The 18,449-nt window shown below is 44.8% G+C and carries 12 protein-coding genes; 6 read left to right on the top strand and 6 right to left on the bottom strand.

Annotated elements, in window-relative coordinates; translation table 11 throughout:
* Positions 1-16 precede the first annotated feature (16 nt).
* Positions 17-469 (top strand): GlcG/HbpS family heme-binding protein, encoded by a 453-nt coding sequence (locus G458_RS0106825; RefSeq protein WP_026951241.1) that lies wholly within the window; start codon positions 17-19, stop codon positions 467-469.
* A gap of 16 nt (positions 470-485) precedes the next feature.
* Here the strand turns inward: G458_RS0106825 and G458_RS0106820 are convergent, their stop codons facing one another.
* Entirely contained in the window at positions 486-1,847 is a 1,362-nt protein-coding gene (locus G458_RS0106820; RefSeq protein ID WP_026951240.1) for a M20/M25/M40 family metallo-hydrolase, read from the bottom strand.
* A 264-nt stretch (positions 1,848-2,111) separates the two neighbouring features.
* Between G458_RS0106820 and G458_RS0106815 the strand changes: the two genes are divergently transcribed.
* The gene (locus tag G458_RS0106815; RefSeq protein WP_026951239.1) at positions 2,112-4,922 is read left to right on the top strand and encodes a PQQ-dependent sugar dehydrogenase; all 2,811 of its coding nucleotides are present in this window, start codon (positions 2,112-2,114) and stop codon (positions 4,920-4,922) included.
* 61 nt (positions 4,923-4,983) lie between these two features.
* Here the strand turns inward: G458_RS0106815 and G458_RS0106810 are convergent, their stop codons facing one another.
* The gene (locus tag G458_RS0106810; RefSeq protein ID WP_026951238.1) at positions 4,984-5,910 is read right to left on the bottom strand and encodes a C1 family peptidase; all 927 of its coding nucleotides are present in this window, start codon (positions 5,908-5,910) and stop codon (positions 4,984-4,986) included.
* A gap of 151 nt (positions 5,911-6,061) precedes the next feature.
* Here G458_RS0106810 and G458_RS0106805 point away from each other — a divergent pair, with 151 nt between their 5' ends.
* Both G458_RS0106805 and G458_RS0106800 read left to right on the top strand, forming a co-directional pair.
* Complete coding sequence (locus G458_RS0106805) at positions 6,062-8,509, top strand: DUF1549 domain-containing protein (protein ID WP_322786237.1); 2,448 nt, start codon at positions 6,062-6,064, stop codon at positions 8,507-8,509.
* Between the two features lie 166 nt (positions 8,510-8,675).
* Positions 8,676-10,103 carry a DUF1501 domain-containing protein gene (locus tag G458_RS0106800; protein WP_026951236.1) on the top strand — a complete coding sequence of 476 codons (1,428 nt, stop codon included), beginning with the start codon at positions 8,676-8,678 and terminating at the stop codon, positions 10,101-10,103.
* A 78-nt stretch (positions 10,104-10,181) separates the two neighbouring features.
* On the opposite strand, the gene G458_RS0106795 is transcribed toward G458_RS0106800, so the two are convergent.
* Together G458_RS0106795 and G458_RS0106790 are read right to left on the bottom strand one after the other, a co-directional pair.
* Complete coding sequence (locus tag G458_RS0106795; protein ID WP_026951235.1) at positions 10,182-12,857, bottom strand: TonB-dependent receptor; 2,676 nt, start codon at positions 12,855-12,857, stop codon at positions 10,182-10,184.
* 111 nt (positions 12,858-12,968) lie between these two features.
* On the bottom strand, positions 12,969-13,808 hold the full coding sequence (locus G458_RS0106790; RefSeq protein ID WP_026951234.1) for a GLPGLI family protein: 840 nt from the start codon (positions 13,806-13,808) through the stop codon (positions 12,969-12,971).
* Between the two features lie 191 nt (positions 13,809-13,999).
* On the opposite strand from G458_RS0106790, the gene G458_RS21370 reads away from it, so the two are divergent.
* Both G458_RS21370 and G458_RS0106780 read left to right on the top strand, forming a co-directional pair.
* Positions 14,000-15,544, top strand: coding sequence for a sensor histidine kinase (locus tag G458_RS21370; RefSeq protein ID WP_051287090.1), 1,545 nt, complete (start codon positions 14,000-14,002; stop codon positions 15,542-15,544).
* Complete coding sequence (locus G458_RS0106780) at positions 15,541-16,221, top strand: response regulator transcription factor (RefSeq protein WP_026951233.1); 681 nt, start codon at positions 15,541-15,543, stop codon at positions 16,219-16,221. Before G458_RS21370 ends, G458_RS0106780 begins: the two co-directional genes overlap by 4 nt.
* A gap of 134 nt (positions 16,222-16,355) precedes the next feature.
* On the opposite strand, the gene G458_RS21770 is transcribed toward G458_RS0106780, so the two are convergent.
* Both G458_RS21770 and G458_RS0106770 read right to left on the bottom strand, forming a co-directional pair.
* Entirely contained in the window at positions 16,356-16,685 is a 330-nt protein-coding gene (locus G458_RS21770) for a hypothetical protein (RefSeq protein ID WP_157359721.1), read from the bottom strand.
* 400 nt (positions 16,686-17,085) lie between these two features.
* Positions 17,086-18,294 (bottom strand): hypothetical protein, encoded by a 1,209-nt coding sequence (locus tag G458_RS0106770; RefSeq protein ID WP_026951231.1) that lies wholly within the window; start codon positions 18,292-18,294, stop codon positions 17,086-17,088.
* Positions 18,295-18,449 lie beyond the last annotated feature (155 nt).

The following is an 18,449-nucleotide window of genomic DNA, read 5'->3' as shown; positions in this document are numbered from 1 at the left end:
ACAAACCTACGCATTTATGAAAAAACTAATTTTATTTCTTTTTCTTGCTCTTCCCATTTTGGCCACCGCTCAGACCAAGCCTTACCTCAGTCTGAATGATGCCTTAAGAATTTCTGATGCTGCAGAGGCGAAAGCAAAATCCGAAGGCTGGAATGTAGTGATTTGCATTTTGGACGACGGAGGGAACCTGATTTCCCTTCGAAGAATGGACGGTGTTCAAATCGGCTCGATAGAAGTGGCTCAAGCCAAAGCCAAATCAGCCGTATTTTTCAAACGTTCCACCAAAGTATTTGAGGACGGAATGAAAGCAGAAGGAGGTGCGAGAATAGCAACGCTTCCCAATGCTGTGGGAGTAGAAGGAGGTCTTCCGATATTCAAAGACGGTATCATTGTCGGAGCAATCGGCATCTCGGGGGTGACTTCTGCCCAAGATGGAATTATTGCGGAAGCCGGAGTGAAGGGATATTAAATCAAAAAAGAGGGGATTAAATCCCCTCTTGCTCAATTAGGTACACCAAAGCCGCCATAGCAGCTGCTCCGAGCTCCAATTCCCGCTGATCCACTGCTTCGAACACGTCTGCTTCGGTATGATGATAAAAGAAATACCGCTGGGAATCCGGCTTTAACCCGATCAGGATAGGTCCTTGGTCTCTCAAAGGACCGATATCTGCTCCTCCTCCCGGCATGTTCAAATTCCAAAGCTGATAAGGACGCAACAGCTCCGCCCAGGAGAGTAATTTATCTTTTTGCTCGGAAGTACCACTAAAGGAAAATCCAGTAGGTAAAAATCCACCAGAATCTGATTCAATGGCCGCAATGTGCTTTTCACCTTTTTCCTTGGCGACTTTCGCATATTCCTGACCTCCACGAAGTCCATTCTCCTCATTCATCCACATCACTGCGCGTATAGTGCGTTTAGGTCTCCAACCCAATTCTTTGTATAGCCTCAACACCTCAATGGCCTGCATACAACCTGCTCCATCGTCATGAGCTCCCTCTCCTACGTCCCAGGAATCCAGATGGCCTCCGACTGCAATGATTTCCTCCGGCTTTTCAGTACCCCGGATTTCTCCGATGACATTGTAAGAAAGAGCCTCATTTTTCATTGATCCATGGGACTCAAGGTATATTTTCAATCCCGGTTGAGACTTTAAAGCTTGGCTCAACACTTCTGCATCTTGAGTACTGATGGCAATGGCCGGTATTTTGGGAAAATCAGGATTGTAGCGCTGATTTCCGGTGTGTGGATATGGATTGATGGTATTGCTGAGGGAACGAACCAAAGTGCCAATGGCTCCAAATTTGGAGGCCTCAGCAGCCCCAGAACTTCTTTGGGCATTAGCTCCTCCATACGCTTCAAAGGTGTTAATTTTCCTCGGATCCATTGGTCCGTTGAAAAAAACGATTTTGCCTTTGACCTTTTCTCCCAACTGTCTCAGCTCCTCGATCCCGCTGACTTCAATCAGGTTCCCTACCAAACCCTGAGGACCGGTACCCTCAGTATTTCCCAAAGCCAAAGCATTGAGCTCAAGACTTCCGTATTTCTCAGAATTCACGATTCTTACCACATCTTTACCTCCTCGGTCCCAATGGGGCACCATCACCGGCTGTAAATACACGGTATCAAAACCATAGCTTTCCATCAGCTGACGGGTGTATTCCACAGCAGCCGCAGCTCCGGGTGAGCCTGCCAGCCGATTGCCGACCTCCTTGCAGAGATAGCGTAGATTTTCATATGTGTGGCCTGAGGTAAGTTCGGCATCGTAGATTTTGCGAATATTTTCGGCATGATTCTGCCCAAAACTCAAGGCCGGAATCAGGCCTAACAACAAAAGTAATTTTCTCATAAGGATTGGCTTTGGTCAAAAATTAAGAAAAGACAGGAAGAGTTGCGCAAGTTTTTTACCACTGGTTATTTGGCTTTCCTATTCCAAGACCTTAAAATATTTCTATTTTGATATTTAGTCCCAAATAATCAATCAGTTCAGAGGTGCATTTATCCTGATTTTTTACCGAAACATAAATTGTATTAGGAAATTGAAATTCTTTTGTCCAGAATTGAGACAATAGAAAACCTGTTCTTCTTCATTAAGAATAATCCCTAAAAATCTATGTGGAAATCCTTACCCTGGAAGCTCCTTTCAGTTCTTTGTCTGACAATGGCAATTTTTGCCTGTAAATCAGAGCCTGAAGATGACCCAACTCTCAAACCCGAAGACAACCGATTTACCAAAGTCGTATTGACGGAAGGAATGGACGAACCTATGGAAATGACTTTTTTGCCAGGTGGCAAAATCCTCTTTGTAGAACGCAAGGGAGGCGTAAAAATCCTGGATGAAAAAACCCGGGAGGTCACCCTAGTCGCCACTATCCCCGTCAATACCAAATACACCAACAAAGAAGGGGTCACCCGGGAAGCCGAGGAAGGCTTGATGGGTGTGATAGCGCACCCTGACTATGCAAAAAACAACTGGATCTACATGTATTATGCAGATCCAAATGACTCCAAACACGTCCTTGCCCGTTGGGAACTCCGAGGAAATGAGTTGGTGGAATCCACCAAAAAAATCGTCCTGGAAGTACCCACCCAGCGGGAAGAATGTTGCCATACCGGTGGCGGGATGGTATTCGATGCGGAGGGAAATCTTTACCTGACCGTTGGAAACAATACCGTCAACCCCCGAGAAGGCACTTCCAATTTGGATGACCGTCCGGGATTTGAAAACAACGATGATCAGCGTGCTCCTGGGAATACCAATGACCTAAGAGGAAAAATCCTGAGAATCCATCCAGAGGATGACGGCAGCTACACCATTCCAAAAGGAAACCTTTTCCCGGAAGGGACAGAAAAAACCCGTCCAGAAATCTATACCATGGGTCATAGAAACCCTTGGAGACCGACATTGGATAGTAAAACAGGCTATCTCTATTGGGGTGAAGTGGGGCCTGATGCTTCCGTGGATTCTATTTGGGGGCCTCGGGGATATGACGAATTCAACCAAGCCAAGGGGCCGGGATTCTTCGGCTGGCCGTATTTTATCGGAAACAATTTCCCCTACAATCGGCATGATTACGAGACTGGCACCTACGGGGAACCCTATGATGTCAATAATCCAGTCAACGATTCCAGAAACAACACCGGACTGAGAGAATTGCCAAAACCTGTAGTACCGGCCATGATTTATTACCCCTATGGTGTTTCGGATGAATTTCCCCAATTGGGTAGCTCCGGAAGAAGTGCTACGGGAGGACCGGTATTCCGTAAGGCGGATTTTGCCAAAGATGCTCCTTATATATTTCCTGCCTATTACGAGGGCAAATGGTTGATAGTAGATTTTATGCGAGGCTGGATTTTCGCAGTTTCCATGGACAAAAATGGAGATATGACCGGCATGGAGAGATTCCTGCCCAATGAAACCTTCAGCTCCGCCATCGATATGGATTTCGGTCCGGATGGATCCTTGTATATTCTGGAATATGGGTCGGCTTGGTTTAGAGGAAATGCGAATTCCCGTCTGATCAAAATCGAATTCAACAAAGGAAACCGTAAGCCAAATGTCCAAGCAAGCGTGGACAAAACTTCGGGATCTGTTCCTTTGGCTGTGAACTTCAGTTCTGAAGGCACCAATGATTTTGATGATTATGACCAAGGAAAGCTTAGCTATTCTTGGACGATCACCAATGGTTCTGGATTTAACCAAACGCTGACGGAAGCCAACCCGAGCTTCACTTTCAATGAACCCGGAACCTATCAAGTTGTCTTGACTGTCACTGATACGAAAGGAGAAACCAATTCCAGTACCTTGGAAATCATTGCAGGAAATGAGCCTCCAAAGGTTTCCATTGAATTTGGAGGTCTGAACAAATCCTTCTGGTTTGGTCAAAAAGAATTGGCTTATTCAATTTCTGTCAGCGATAAAGAAGATGGGTCCACAGAAGCGGGTACCATCAAAGCGGATGAAGTCGCGGTTACCTTTGACTATGTCCCAGCAGGCTTTGATCCTATTGAAATTGCCTCCAAGCAAAGTGGGGTAGAAAATGAAGCCATTCTCAACCTGGGCAAAAGTTTGATCGAACAAAGTGATTGTAAATCTTGCCACCAGTTCCAGGAAAAATCCATCGGCCCGAGCTATCAGGCAGTGGCAGAGAAATATCCAAACTCCGAAGAAAATGTCACCTACCTCATCGGCAAAATCAAAAATGGAGGAGCTGGTGTATGGGGTGAGCATGGCATGAGTGCCCACCCTTCCTTGAGTGATGCCGATGCCCGAAGAATGGTGAATTATATCCTGGCGATGGATGATGAAAAGGCCAATATTGCCTCTCTTCCGCTCAGTGGAAAAGTGAATGCGGTCATTCCAGAAGGGGAAAACGGACAGGGAAGCTTCTTGCTCCGTGCCGCCTATGCTGACAAAGGAGCGGGAAATATCGGTTCCTTGAATGGAGTAAGCTTTATCGCTTTGAAATCCCCGTTTGTTGACCCTCAAACTTCGGTAGACCGAAAAGGTGTCCAGCTACTGACCACTCCAAGTATCAACTTCCTGATGAGCGGAAATAATTCTCACTTTGCACTCAAAGGAATAGATCTGACCGGGATAGTTCAAATTGATGTTTTGGCAGCAATTACTCAAAGAAACGGGGCTTTAGGAGGATCTGTGGAAATCCGTCTGGGCTCTCCTAACGGGGAACTTTTGGGTGAATCTGAAAAAATCGGCAGAAAAGACGGGGGAGGATTTAGACCCCCTCAGGGAGTAAGCATGATCGAATGGAGGAGAATAAATTCCAATAGAGCCAAAGTAGTCATCAAGCCAAGCACTGGGGTTCAGGACCTCTATTTCATCTTCAAAAACCCGGATGTCAAAGGTGAGGAAGTCTTGATGGGCATCAATGAAATTGAGTTTAAAAACTCGATAACAGACTGAATAAATTAAAAAATAAAAATGGCCTCAGAAACACAGATTCTGAGGCCATTTTCATTGGTAATCAATTCATCACCACCAAGGCTTGACATAGGACCCGAAAAGGATTTTGAAGATCAAATACATTTTCAAAAGCTGCATAGTCCACCCAAATGAAACCTTGATCTCCCCATCCACTTCCCCAAGAATTCACTAGCTTAAAAGCCCGATATTGATCTGAATAGCCCACTACCAACATGGCATGAGATCCATAAATTTCCTTCTTTTTGACTTGATGAGGTCGATAGGCACTTAGTCCCAACGCATCCTTTTTCCCAAATTCCCGATCCAATCCCATGGCCACCACCACAGGATTGCCTTGAGTCAAAAGCGTTTTAACCTCTGCGACCATATTTTCACCTGATAAAATCAGAAAATCTTTCATTTTGAAATTCCTTGCATTTTCTCGCTGCTCAGGGCTTGGTTGAAGATTACATCCTGTGGATTGATAGGGAAAAACCTCCCATTCGCTTGTCCCCTCCTCTACTAAAAGCTGAAGGGATTGAAAAATAGAAGTCCCCTTGCATTGCCCCTTGGTGATTTGATTGTAAATGAAAGAAGGACTCAAAGTAACTGCCTGAGCGCGTGAGGAACCTTGACTGAAGTTGTGTAGCAAACTTCTCCCATAATAGGCCGTGGCCCAAGCGGTACAGGACCCCAATCTTCCTTGATTTCCTACTTCTGGGAGAAAATTAGATAGATCATGAGAAGCCGGCAGATTATCTGGGATCCTAAGATTTTGTAAAGTTTTGATACTTCCCGGAATCCCACCTGAAAAACCATAACAATAGGAATTCTCACACCCCATCCAATATTCCTCTCCATCTTCTGAGATAAAAATCTCCCCGTTTTGGGTAAGCGGATCAGTTCCAAGGGCTGTAGCAAATTCATTTTTTTCCAGGCATCCTGAGAGCAGAAAAAGAAAAACGGGAAAAATCAAAGACTTACGCATCTGGATTCTTATTTGGTTAGTACGATGACGGCATTAATCCGGCTTTTGCTACTTGACTTCAGAATAAAAGTTTGGCAACCAGTTTTTTCACCAAGTAAAGGACTGTTTTTAGACACGAAAGCCTTATATTTTTCGAGCTTAATCTTATTCCATGATTTCTTCTTTGCTGACTTATCCATCCACTTTCGACCTATTTTACCCCACTCTCAGAGTGGATTTTTTACTCATGGACGGTGGTTTTTGGCTAAGTCAGCTTTTCGGGCGACTTCATCCTATGCTGGTTCACTTTCCGATTGCACTTGTGCTGGTTGCTGCTGTGATGGAATTGTTTACCATTGGTAATTTTCGGCATTCCTTCCGATCAGGAATTCGTTTTTTAGTCCTTTTGGGAGCAGTTTCGGCTGTCCTTTCTGCTGGAATGGGATGGCTACTCGTCGAAAATGAAGGCATCTCCGGAGCCTCCTTGGACCTCCACCGGATTCTGGGAATAGTCAGTGCTTTTCTTGCGGTTGGTTTGTTGATTCTCCTGCGCCAAATCGATGTCAAGGCAACTCCAACCCGAATCAAAACCTTCCGATTTTTTCTCTTTCTCACTGGAATCGGAATCGGTGCCGCCGGGCATTTTGGGGCTTCCCTGACTCACGGTGAGGATTATCTCACCGAGGTTTTGCCATTTCAATCTGCCCAGCAGGATATTCCTTCCCTTTCCGTGGATTTGGCCAATTTTACCCAAGAGCTTTCTCTGGACAAAGAGATCTTATTGGCCTCCAATGTCCGGTCTATTTTTGCCCATAACTGCTACAAATGCCACTCCGGAGCCAAAATCGAAGGAAAGCTGCGCTTGGATGAAAAGGAATTTGTTTTTGCTGGAGGAGAAAACGGCCCCATCATCATTCCGGGAGATCCCGCTCAAAGTGAATTGATCCATCGCATTTCCCTCTCCAAAAACCACAAGGACGTGATGCCCGAAAAAGGCAAATTACTGAGCAAAGAAGAAATCCAATTGCTCAGCCTTTGGATCGAAAAAGGTGCCCCTTGGCCGGACGGAGTTGCTCAACAGTCTGTATATCGGGTGGCAGCCTTGGCTCCCCGAAAACCTTCCTTGCCCAGACCAAAACCGGGACTCGAAAACCCCATTGACCGATGGGTGGATCTCTATTTTTCGGAAAACCAACTATCCTGGGGCAAGACTATTGATGATCGAACCTTTCTAAGAAGAGTCTATCTCGACCTGATAGGCATACTACCCGCTCCTGAAGAATTGGCTGCATTTGAAGCAGATCCCAATCCCCAAAAGCGAGCATTTTGGATCGAAAAACTATTAGACAGAAAAGATGATTTCGCGCAGCATTGGCTGACCTTTTGGAATGATGCACTGAGAAATGACTACACCGGCACTGGCTATATCACGCGAGGAAGATTTGCGATTACCGATTGGCTATACACCTCCATTCGGGAGAATAAACCCTATGACCAATTTGTCAGGGAGCTCCTCAATCCCACCGAAAAATCCAAAGGTTTTATCGAAGGAATCCGTTGGAGAGGGACCGTCAATGCCTCCCAAAGGACCGAAATGCAAGCTGCGCAGAATGTGGGACAGGTGATTTTGGGCTTAAACCTCAAATGTGCCTCTTGCCATGACAGCTTTATCAGCGATTGGAAACTGGAGCAGTCTTATGCTTTTGCCAATATTTTCGCCGACTCAACCCTGGAAGTAAGTCGTTGCGAGCAGCCCACTGGAGTCATGGCTAAGACCAAAATCTTGTGGGAGGAATTAGGCGAAATCGACAGTTTGGCTACCAAAGCCGAGAAACTTCGGCAATTGGCAGATCGGCTCGTCCAACCGGCTAATGGAAGGCTTTATCGTACTATTGTCAACAGAATCTGGAAACAGATGATGGGCAGAGGAATTGTGGAGCCCGTGGACGAAATGGACAATGAACCCTGGAGCCAGGATTTATTGGATTGGCTGGCGGTGGATTTTGTGGAAAACGGCTATGATCTGAAGCGCTTGATTGCCCAGATAGCCAACTCCAGAATCTATCAAAGTGCTTCTATTGCGGTAAAAAGTCCGGATATGCTTTTGGCAGAAAATTATCGATTCCAGGGAGTCGTCCAAAGGAGAATCACGGCCGAACAATTTGCGGATGCAGTGGGGAATCTCTCTTCCCCTCTTTTTGACTCAGTAGAAGTCAAATTTCGCCCCTACCAACTGATTCCAGAAGCTCAGCAATCTTTGGGATTTGCCAGAGCTTCTCTGGTGGCCAATAACGGTTTTCTGAAAGCCCTGGGAAGGCCGAATCGGGAAATTGTCTCTACCAGCCGGGACTCTCAAGCCAGCCTGCTACAGGCACTGGAACTCAGCAATGGAGAAAAGCTCAATCGATCTTTAGTCAAAGGTGGAGAAAAATGGGCCTCTACCTTTCCAGACCCAGCGATCCTTACGGAAAACCTGTATGCCAAAGCCTTACTTCGAAAACCCAGTACCAAAGAACTGGAAATTGCCACAAAAGCCCTTGGTCCCAAACCAAGTCCTGAAGCTGTGCAGGATTTACTTTGGGCTATTTTCTTGTTACCTGAATTCCAATTGATTTACTGAAAAAAATGCCTCAACTCGCTCTGGTGTGTCCTCACACACTGAAACTATCCCTGACAAAATCCGCCCCGGTGTGTGTCACCACACACCGAAACTATAATCATTAGCTATGAAATACCTCACTCGCCCAGGTGTGTGTCACCACACACCGGAACTAACCTAAAAAGCCATGAAAACCCTCCACACCCGACGCGACTTCCTGAAGAAAACCAGTGCTGCAGCTCTCACAACCATGGGCATGGGAGCTCCTTTGGTAGGTTTGCTTTCCTCCTGCGAAAGCAAAATCCCAACCACTGCTGACTCGGTGATTTTGCTTTTTATGGCCGGAGGAATGGCACACACGGAAACTTTTGACCCCAAACCATACACCCCTTTCCGGAAAGGAATGGAAGCCAAGGAAATTCTCAGCACTTTCCCCTCCATTCCTACCAAGCTGGATGGAATTTTCTTTTCGGAAGGACTGGAAAACATCGCCTCTGTGATGGATAAAGGCACTTTGATCCGATCGTATCAAGCGGCGGATTTGGGACATATCCTGCATACACGCCATCAGTATCATTTTCATACCTGCTATGAGCCTCCACAATCGGTGATCGTACCCCATTTGGGAAGTTGGATTGCCAAGGAAAAAGGAGCCCTCAACCCGGTAATTCCACCCTTCATCAATATCGGTCAGCGATTTACTGTAGGAGAAGGGGAAGAATTGAAAGCCTTTCATTCTGCAGGATTTTTGGGTTCGGAATATGGCCCCTTCTTGATTCCGGATCCCACATCAGGGCTGGAAGCTGTGCGCCCCCCGGTAGGAATGGACACCAAAAGATTTGAATCCAGAAATCAACTCTACAAGGACCTCATCAGTGCAGGACCCATGGGGGAATTCGGCTCTGATTACCAAAAGGAATCCCTTCGCCAATCCATGGAACAGGCCTATATCCTGCTCAATTCCCCCGAGGCGAAAGCTTTTGACCTAAGCCAAGAACCCAAAGAAAACTATGATCGCTACAATACCGGGAAATTTGGCTTGGGCTGTCTCCTAGCGAGAAGGTTGGTGGACCAAGGTGCTCGATACATTACGGTCACCACAGAATATGAACCCTTCATGGGTTGGGATACGCATGACAACGGGCACACTCGGCTCAAAGACATGAAGAACCTGATCGATGCTCCCATTGCCCAATTGATCAAGGACCTGGATCAAAGCGGAAAGCTAGATCGAACTTTGGTGATTGTCGCCAGTGAATTCAGTCGGGATATGCTGACAGAAGGCCGGCCAGACCTCAAAGTCAAAGATCAGGTGGAAGTTCCGGATATCGTGGAGGACTTGAAAAATTACGGCATGCACCGGCATTTCACGGATGGCTGCTCCATGCTGATGTTTGGGGGAGGAATTAAGCGGGGCCATTTATTTGGCAAAACGGCTGATGAAAGACCCTGCAAAACGATCGAAAATCCGATCAAAATCGACAGCATTCATCAGACGATCTACCATGCCTTGGGCATCCCGCCCGACCTGAATTATGAGATCGAAAAAAGGCCATTCTATACCACCCCGGATGGGCATGGGAAAGTGGCGTATGATTTACTCCAAAAGGTGTAATTCCAAGATATTGTTTCCCGCAGATTTTCACTGATTTCACCACAGATTCTCACAGATTCTTCAAGGAGTCAATTCCATTTACAAATCATACTTCACTGTCAGCAATCCATACCTTGGCTGGACCAAATAGGAGAAAGTACTGATCAGGTTTTCGGAGAAGCTGTCTCTTCGGATGGCTCGGGTATCCAGAATATTCCAAACAGACAATTTAAATTCCCAAGGACTTTTCTTTCCCTGATAAATCAGGAATGCATTCAGAAAATCAAAATCACTCTGGGTGGCAGTGGCCTGATTGAGATAGGTGTTGTAGGTATAATCAGCTTTCAGCTTTAGCCCTTTGAAAATATCCAAGTCGATATCCAGCTTGGGGCTATGCGTGGTGAAGGTATTTTGGGCATTGCCGGAATTGTAGCGGTTGGCAGAAAAAGAATATACGAAATCCACTTCCAAAACCTTGAAAAAGGTCGTGGTCAACTTGGTGTCGTAGGTCTGGGAAAACTGACGGTTTTGGGTAGGCAATTCATCCAGAAACAGGTTGGTTTTAAATGCATTCCATCTCCCGCCCAGTTCAAACTTCATTTTGTTGAAAGCTTTATCCAGACGCAAATCACCGTTTAGGGATTCATTCACTGGTTCTACATTCATCAATGTCAAGAGCCTATTAATTCCGGAGAAGTCTGTGGTTGTCGTGATTTCATTCCGCTTTCTTTGGTAATTCATATTCCCGAAAAGCGTCAAACCTGAGAACATGTCAAAATGATTGTAATTCAGAGAGTGGTTGGCAAAAACTCCATTGTCCAACATTCGATTACCTTGAAAAACCGCATTGTAGTCCTGCAATACAAGTCCCTGAGCCAGCTTTTGGATGTCCATGAAATTTGCCTCAGTTTGGAATCGGTACGTTAGGGATTTGTTCGATTTGATATTCCATTTGGCATAAAGGCCTGGTAAAGCCAAGTTTTTTTGCCAGGTATTTTCATCACCCAACTGTTGGTCTTTCCAGGTATATCGGTGTAGGTAAGCCGAAGGACTGAAGATCCATTTTCCCCATTTGGTCTTCCAAGTCATACCCATGTAGGCATCTTGAAATCCAAATTCATTGTCATTGTCAAAATCCTCAAACTCTTCTGAGGAACCTTCCTGACTCAGCCTTCCCAAAAGGTTTTGGGAGAGATTTTGATAGCCCAAAGTCCAGTTTAAGTGGTTGGTCGGATTGAGGATATAGTAGTAATTCAGGGCGCCTTCCAAGGTTTGGGAATGGATTTCCTGATTTTGCAAAAACCTGTAGGCATCCGCATCCATGACCGGATATAACCCTAGTAGCGGCTTTCGGTTAGTGGCCAATTCATACAAAGGATCCGTGAATTTCTTCTCCCAGTTAACCTCTGAGGAAAAAACGTGCCTCGCGCTGGGAGCATGATAGTAATCCAGCCTTTGCTGCAAGCTGTATGGGCTTCGGGAATTAAAAGCTTCAATATTTTGATCCAAATCCCCGAATCTTGAATTGAGAAGGTTACTGTTTTGAATCTCAGAAAGCTTCCCAAAAAAGCTGTATTTCAGATACGTTTCCTCCTTGGGTGTATAGGTAAGTGCATATTTGGCCAAGCCGGATTTATTCTCCACTTGGCTGGTAGAATTCAAAGTCTCTTGGGTATTTTCCCCGGAATTCAGATAAGTCCTCAAAGAATTGCTACCCAATTGATTGTCCGAACTGGAAGCGATCAGGAATCCGGTATGTCTCCATTTTTTGCTGGGAGTAAAATTCAGGTTCAATGCCCCTAGGGTCGTTTGTAGATCAAAGGCATTGGTTCGACTGGCCATGGGAATCCCCAAATCATCCGGATTATACTGAACTCTTGAACCTGACCTCCCTCCCAGACCGGCCATTCCTCCACTAAAGCGAAAATAATCCTGCAATGTAAAGGTCTGTTCTCCCACGTTGTTAGAGCCACCGATTAGGTTGATATTTAACTTGGGTGCGTAATAGAAGGCATTTGCATGAGCAAGGTATCGCTGCTGAGGCCCAGCTCCGGCAGTCAAATCCCCAAAAACCATGTTTTTCTTCCCCTCCTTCAGCTGGATATTCAAGGCTAAGGTCTCGTCATTGTCCAGTCCCCGGACAGGGGCAATTTCATTGAAATTTTTCAGCACCTGCACCCGGTCAACCGCATTGGCTGGGAGATTTCTAGTCGCCAATTTGGTATCACCGTCGAAAAAAGTCTTTCCGTCCACCAAGACTTTGTCCACCTTTTTCCCCTGAACTTTCACTTCTCCATTTTCATCCACTTGGAAGCCCGGCAGCTTTTCCAGGACATCTTGTAGCTTCCGCTCTGTTCCGGTGGTAAATGCATCGGTTTTGTAGGTCAGGGTGTCGCCTTTCATGGTAACGGGCAGCTCCGAAACGACCTCCACCAATCCCAATTCGGTATCGGATTGCTCTAGTACCACCAGCATGGGAGTTTCGGAATCCCATTCTTTGATGAGCATTTCAAATTGCCTAAAACCCACAAAAGAAACTCTGAGTAGATATTCAGCGCCGGGGTTTAGGGTGATTTTGAACCTTCCCTCCTCATTGGAAATTCCAAAGCCCCCGATCTTCTGGGTGCTTTGGTTGATTGCTACAATATTGGCATAGGGAATGGGCCGATTCAGAGAATCCAGAACCTGCCCGATGAGGGGTTTACTTTGGCCGAAGGCCGAAAAAGCAAAGCCAAAGAAAAAGGCAAGAAGGATCAGTCTTTTTGAAAAAAGCATAGCTGGTTAAGTATGAAATTTGAAGTGAGAAAGCTGAAATTTTCCCTCGAGAAAGCAACGAATACAGCTACTTGTGTCTAAAGTCTTGTCTCTAGCTTCTTGCCTCTAAATTCAGTTCCCTATCCGTATCGTAAACTGATTTCCTTCTCCAGGTTTGCCTTGGTAGCGGTTCATCATTTGCTTCATGCTTTCCTCCTGCATGGCACGGAATTCCTCCCGACTGACTGACTTTCCCCGCTTGGGTCTGACGATTGCAACGGGGTCATTTTTAGGATTCAATTCGATCTTTTCGCAGATAAGCGTTCGTCCGCTGCTTTGCAATTCCAAAATCAATCCCGGCAAACCAAAGAAGTTTTCAGGACCATGGGGAACAGGAATTTCAGGGGTAAACCAAGCCGTCACTTGGATGGTATCTTTGACATTTTCCATTTCGGTCATCCCAGTTGAAAATCGTTGGGAATCCACGATTCTGGAATAGGTAGCTTTTTGGGCAGTATAGTTGCCGATTTTCTTGGTTTCTCCGGTGAGTTCCCATTCAGCAGGCTCTAGACTGTCTTTGATCAGGAATTCTTTTCCCATGATCTCCTGCTCCTGCTCGTAAGATTGCTCGGCGATGTTTTTATACAAAACCCGGTCAGCACTTCCGTCATTGATCACAATCTGCATGCCTCCGGAAGATGCGGTGGCTGGTCCTCCACCCAGACTTTCTACTTGCTTCCAATTGGATTCGATAGGATTGAATGAAAGGACATATTCTCTTTCCATCTGCTTTTTGAGCTGGGCTTTGATCTCTGCCATCTGCTCAGGAGCCATTCTGGAAGAATCCAATTCAAACCTGAAAGATGAAGATGATTTATAATAAGCCCTTCCAGTGATTCCTTGGGCTAGGGATTCGCTGAAAGTTGCTCCCCAAAAGAGCAACACAGCCAAGAGTACATTTTTCGTTTTCATAGCATTTTTGGATTTACCTTACAAATCAACATCAAGGATCAAAAACTCTGAGTTAAGCAGTGTTAACGAGTGTTAAGCTGAGTTTTATCCCTATGTAATTGCCTGTAATTTAGCATCGTGAACTCGAAGGTAGATATTTCGGTCAGCTAGACTATACCCTTCAAGTACGAGCTTATAGAAAATACTCTCTCATGAAAAAACTGGAGTTCAAAAGGATAGGGATTTTAATCGGAGCAACTCTCGTAGTGGCGATCGGAGTCCAATCTTGGAGAATGCTCAACCAGTTTGAAATCATTCAAAGTCAAGTTACCAATGATATTCAGGAAAGTCTGGACAATGCATTGGAAAACTATTATGCCGAACTCGCCAGAACGGATGTGGTGACCTTCACCGATTTCAAGGCTTCAGAGCCTTTTAAAATCCCGGACAGCGTATCTTCTCGAGCTCAAATCACCCGAGTAAGAATTAATTCCGTGGATAGTGCATCCGACTTTTTGGAAAGAGTTTCAGGAAGCCATAAAATTTTTCAAGCACTGGAAAAAGGAGAAAAAGGTGGGTTTGACTCCCTATTCTGGTCAGAAATCAAAAGCGACACCAATTCCAATCTAGTCATTGTAGATTCTTCGAGGAGAATTGCGGTGGACCGAAAAAACGATCTCAACATCTTCTTTGGCCGAAATCAGGCCGACAGCATCAATCAGCTTAAGTTTTTGACGAGTAAAATCATCATCTCCATTACCCGCGACAGTTTAGATTTTGAAAAGATAAACCAGTTTCTCTTTGAGGAATTGACTAGGCGAGATATCAGCATCGACTATAGGCTGATTCACCTCACCGGAAAAAAAGATCAGGACAGCATCAGGATGGCAGCTAATCCGAAAATGCCTTTTCAGACGGCCTCCCGATCCACCTTTCTGCCCGCTGGACAGAGCCTGGTCATGTACTTTGAAAATACCGCCTCCACGATCCTCAGGCGGGGAGCTATTGAGGTTCTGGTTTCATTCCTATTTCTGGGAATCATCGGATTTGCCTTTTTCTACCTCTACCAAACCATCAAAAACCAAAAGGAAATTGCAGAAATCAAACAGGATTTGATTTCCAATATTACCCATGAATTCAAAACCCCCATTGCCACGACCCTTTCGGCAATTGAAGGAATTGAGCAGTTTAATCCGGGAAATGATCCTCAGAAGACTTCGAGATATTTGGGCATTTCGAAGTCCCAGATGCATAAACTCAACCTAATGGTGGAGAAGCTTTTGGAAACAGCCACCTTGGATACTGACCAGTTGACCTTAAAAAAAGAATCGATTAACCTTGAACCGCTTCTTCGACAACTCGTCCAGAAATTCCAGACCTTGAGTCCTGAAAAGAAAATCGATTTGATTCTTCCGGCTCAACTTAAAGCCATTCACGCCGACCCCTTTCACTTCGAAAATGCACTTTCAAACCTTCTGGATAATGCAGTGAAGTACGGAGGAAATGAAATCCGAATCTGCCTGGATCAAAATGGAATGAACAAAATCCGAATTTATGACAATGGGGGGAATATCCCTTCGGAGCAAAAAGAACGCGTTTTTGAACAATTCTTCAGAATTCCAAAAGGGGATGTGCACGATGTCAAAGGTTTTGGAATAGGGCTCTATTATGTCAAAAAGATCCTAGAAAAGCACGAAGGCAAGATCGAACTGGAAACCGGGAAAAACTCCACCACCTTTATCACCTACTGGCCATGAGCAAAGTCAAAGTATTGCTAGCCGAGGATGAAATGGCCTTGGGCATGATCATTCAGGAAAGTTTGGAGAGTCGGGACTTCAAAGTCAGGCTTTGTGAAAATGGAGAAAAAGCCTGGGAAAGCTACCATCAGGATAAACCTGATATTCTGGTTTTGGACGTGATGATGCCCAAAAAGGATGGATTTGCGTTGGCTACTGAAATCCGAAAAACCGACCCTTACACACCCATTATTTTCCTGACTTCCAAGAGCCAGACCGAGGATGTCGTCAAAGGCTTTGGCTTGGGTGCCAATGACTACGTACGCAAACCCTTCAGCATGGAGGAACTGATCGTGCGGATCAAAGCCCATTTGGATCGACTCCGAACCCGGCAGAATCAAAGCGACTGGATTGCAGTGGGTAAGTATGAATTTCATCCCACTCGTCAACTGCTCAAAATCGATGACACTGAGACTCCCCTAACAGCCCGGGAAAGCCAACTGCTCCAGATGCTTTTGGAAAATGCCAACGACATCACCGATCGAACATTGATTCTAAATCAAATCTGGGGTTCGGACGACTTTTTCAATGCCCGCAGCATGGATGTCTTTATAACCAAGCTCAGGAAAAAGCTCCAGGACGACCCGGAAATCCAGATTCTGAATGTACGGGGGTATGGGTTTAAGTTGGTGTGTTGAAGCTTTTTCGGATTACAAATCCATGGATAGGAAATTCGAGATTGCAAATCTCGAATAGCGGAAAAAGTTGACCCCAAACAAAAAAGACCTGAAACTAAGGAGGCTTCAGGTCTTCCTATTTAAAATATTGGAGATCAATCTTTCTCTTTTTTCAGTCCAAGGGAATAATATAGTCCTAACCTTATCGATTGAATTCTCCTTTGAAAATTATAACTCTGACCATAAAGCTCATAATCCGTACTGATTGATCGACTCATGTTCTCTGATCGGAAGAGAGTCAATCCAAAACGCTTATACTCCATCGATATCCCATACTGATAGTTCATGTAGAAGGGATTGGGGATGGTTTCTACAGCATTAATTACATCCAGTATTTCTTGAGTCCAGTCTATTCCCTGTGGCACTTCGAGTTTGAAGGGCTCAAAATCCTGAATTGAACGGACGGGAACTGCTGCTAATTCCAAGAATAATTTGAATTGATTCTTTTTGATTAGGACATAGCTTATACCCACAGGAAATTCGAAATTGTAGGTGGTTGTAACCCTTCCTTTTGTTATATATGGGATATGTTTAGGAAATGATTCAGATGAATAACTTGCCAATAGAGACAGGTAAGATCTATAATATTGAACCCCAAAGCTGGTATGAAATCGCTCTGATAGCGGCCATTCAATTTTAACGAATGGTATCAAAAAATAATCTCCCTTCTCGGTTTGCTCAAAAACAGAAACTGAATCAATTTGAACTACCGAATTACTAAACGAGTATTCTCTCCCAGTGGCAATCCCAAATTTTAAGTTTTGCCCCAAGGTTTCAAGGTTTAATCCAAGAAACAATAAGATCAATATTCTAATCTTCATGTGATTAGTCTATCCTTAGCACAAAATCTATTTTACCTGTTGTATACATTTTAGCATCTGTACCTGTAGCATCATTACAATATTCTACAGGAGTCATGCCTAAATACTCATCGTTATCGGAAGTAACCACGGTTTCAGTTCTAGTGTACTCGATCCCTGTTATTGGGTCCTTGTAAGTAAATTCCCTCTCTTCGGTCACTGAATCGCCGGGATCATACTCGTACCATTGTATGGTGATAGTCTGAGAATAATCCAATTTTACCCAATTAAAAACCTCTAAGTTATTAGGAAAAACCCACTCGGTCTTGCAATTAAAAACGCTACAGTCTTTCCATTTACTCCGATCTACTTTCGGAATAAATTTTTTCACCTGAGCTAAATTTGGTTGACTCGAGCCGGTAAAGACGATAAAGAAAACTTCCGGGGCACCATCTGCCCAGTTCGAAGCTTCATTCAATTCCTCCATGGTAGTAAATCTGACCCGATCTATCCTTTCCCAATTAGAATTTAAATCTCGGTCACATCCAGTAGAACTACCTCCTCCCGGAGGATTATCAATTAAACCTCCTCCACCACAGTAGTAATCCGTATAAAAGTAATAGTCATTTATATCATCGCTGAAATAAGGAGTAGCACTCTGCAGACAGGCATCTCCACTTTGGATCCGGGCTGCAGGGTTTTTGGGAACTTTGACCAGTCGCTCATTTTGGCTGATTACCAAAACTGGTGTGGCCGGTACAGTTCTGATGTCCCACTCGGACACTTCTCCACCTTCGGTAATCATGGGAACGATTGGATTTGATTTCAAATCCTGACCCGGTGCAATGTACAATACCGAAATTCCTTCATCAATTTCAGAAAAATCAATGAGCTGCTCCTCAGGACCTCTTAATGCGACTTGCATCAGCGGATCAAATTCCAAGGAAGGCTCTGTCGTCCTAAAGTTGGATTGACTTCCAAACAAAGCCTCCTCAAAGGTGATGGACTTTGAATTGGGTCCGCCAAGTGATTTACCCTTGGTCGTGTAATACAGAAAGTTCAAATCTCCGTCAAACTGGTCTTGGATGTTTTCCGAGACAAACTTTCTCACGGCCTCATCTTTCAATCCGCTCGACAAAGCAGAAGCAAATCTAAAACCGGGATCTTTGGGATCTAAACCCAGTTTCTCAGCTTTAGCCTCCAGTTCAAGCTGGCTATCAGGCAACGATTCCATCTCGCTGCACGAAAAAAACAGCAAACCGGACACGATCTCAGGGAAAAATCTTTTCCCTTTTCTTACAAAATTCCATTCAAAATGGAGGGGGGGGGGGGGATTGTGTGTACATAATCTTAAAATTAATCATTATTAAAGAATGGGTTGAATTAAAC

This window comes from Algoriphagus mannitolivorans DSM 15301 (genome assembly GCF_000429425.1).
GTDB classification, from domain to species: domain Bacteria; phylum Bacteroidota; class Bacteroidia; order Cytophagales; family Cyclobacteriaceae; genus Algoriphagus; species Algoriphagus mannitolivorans.
This window is presented reverse-complemented; position numbering and strand designations above follow the sequence as displayed.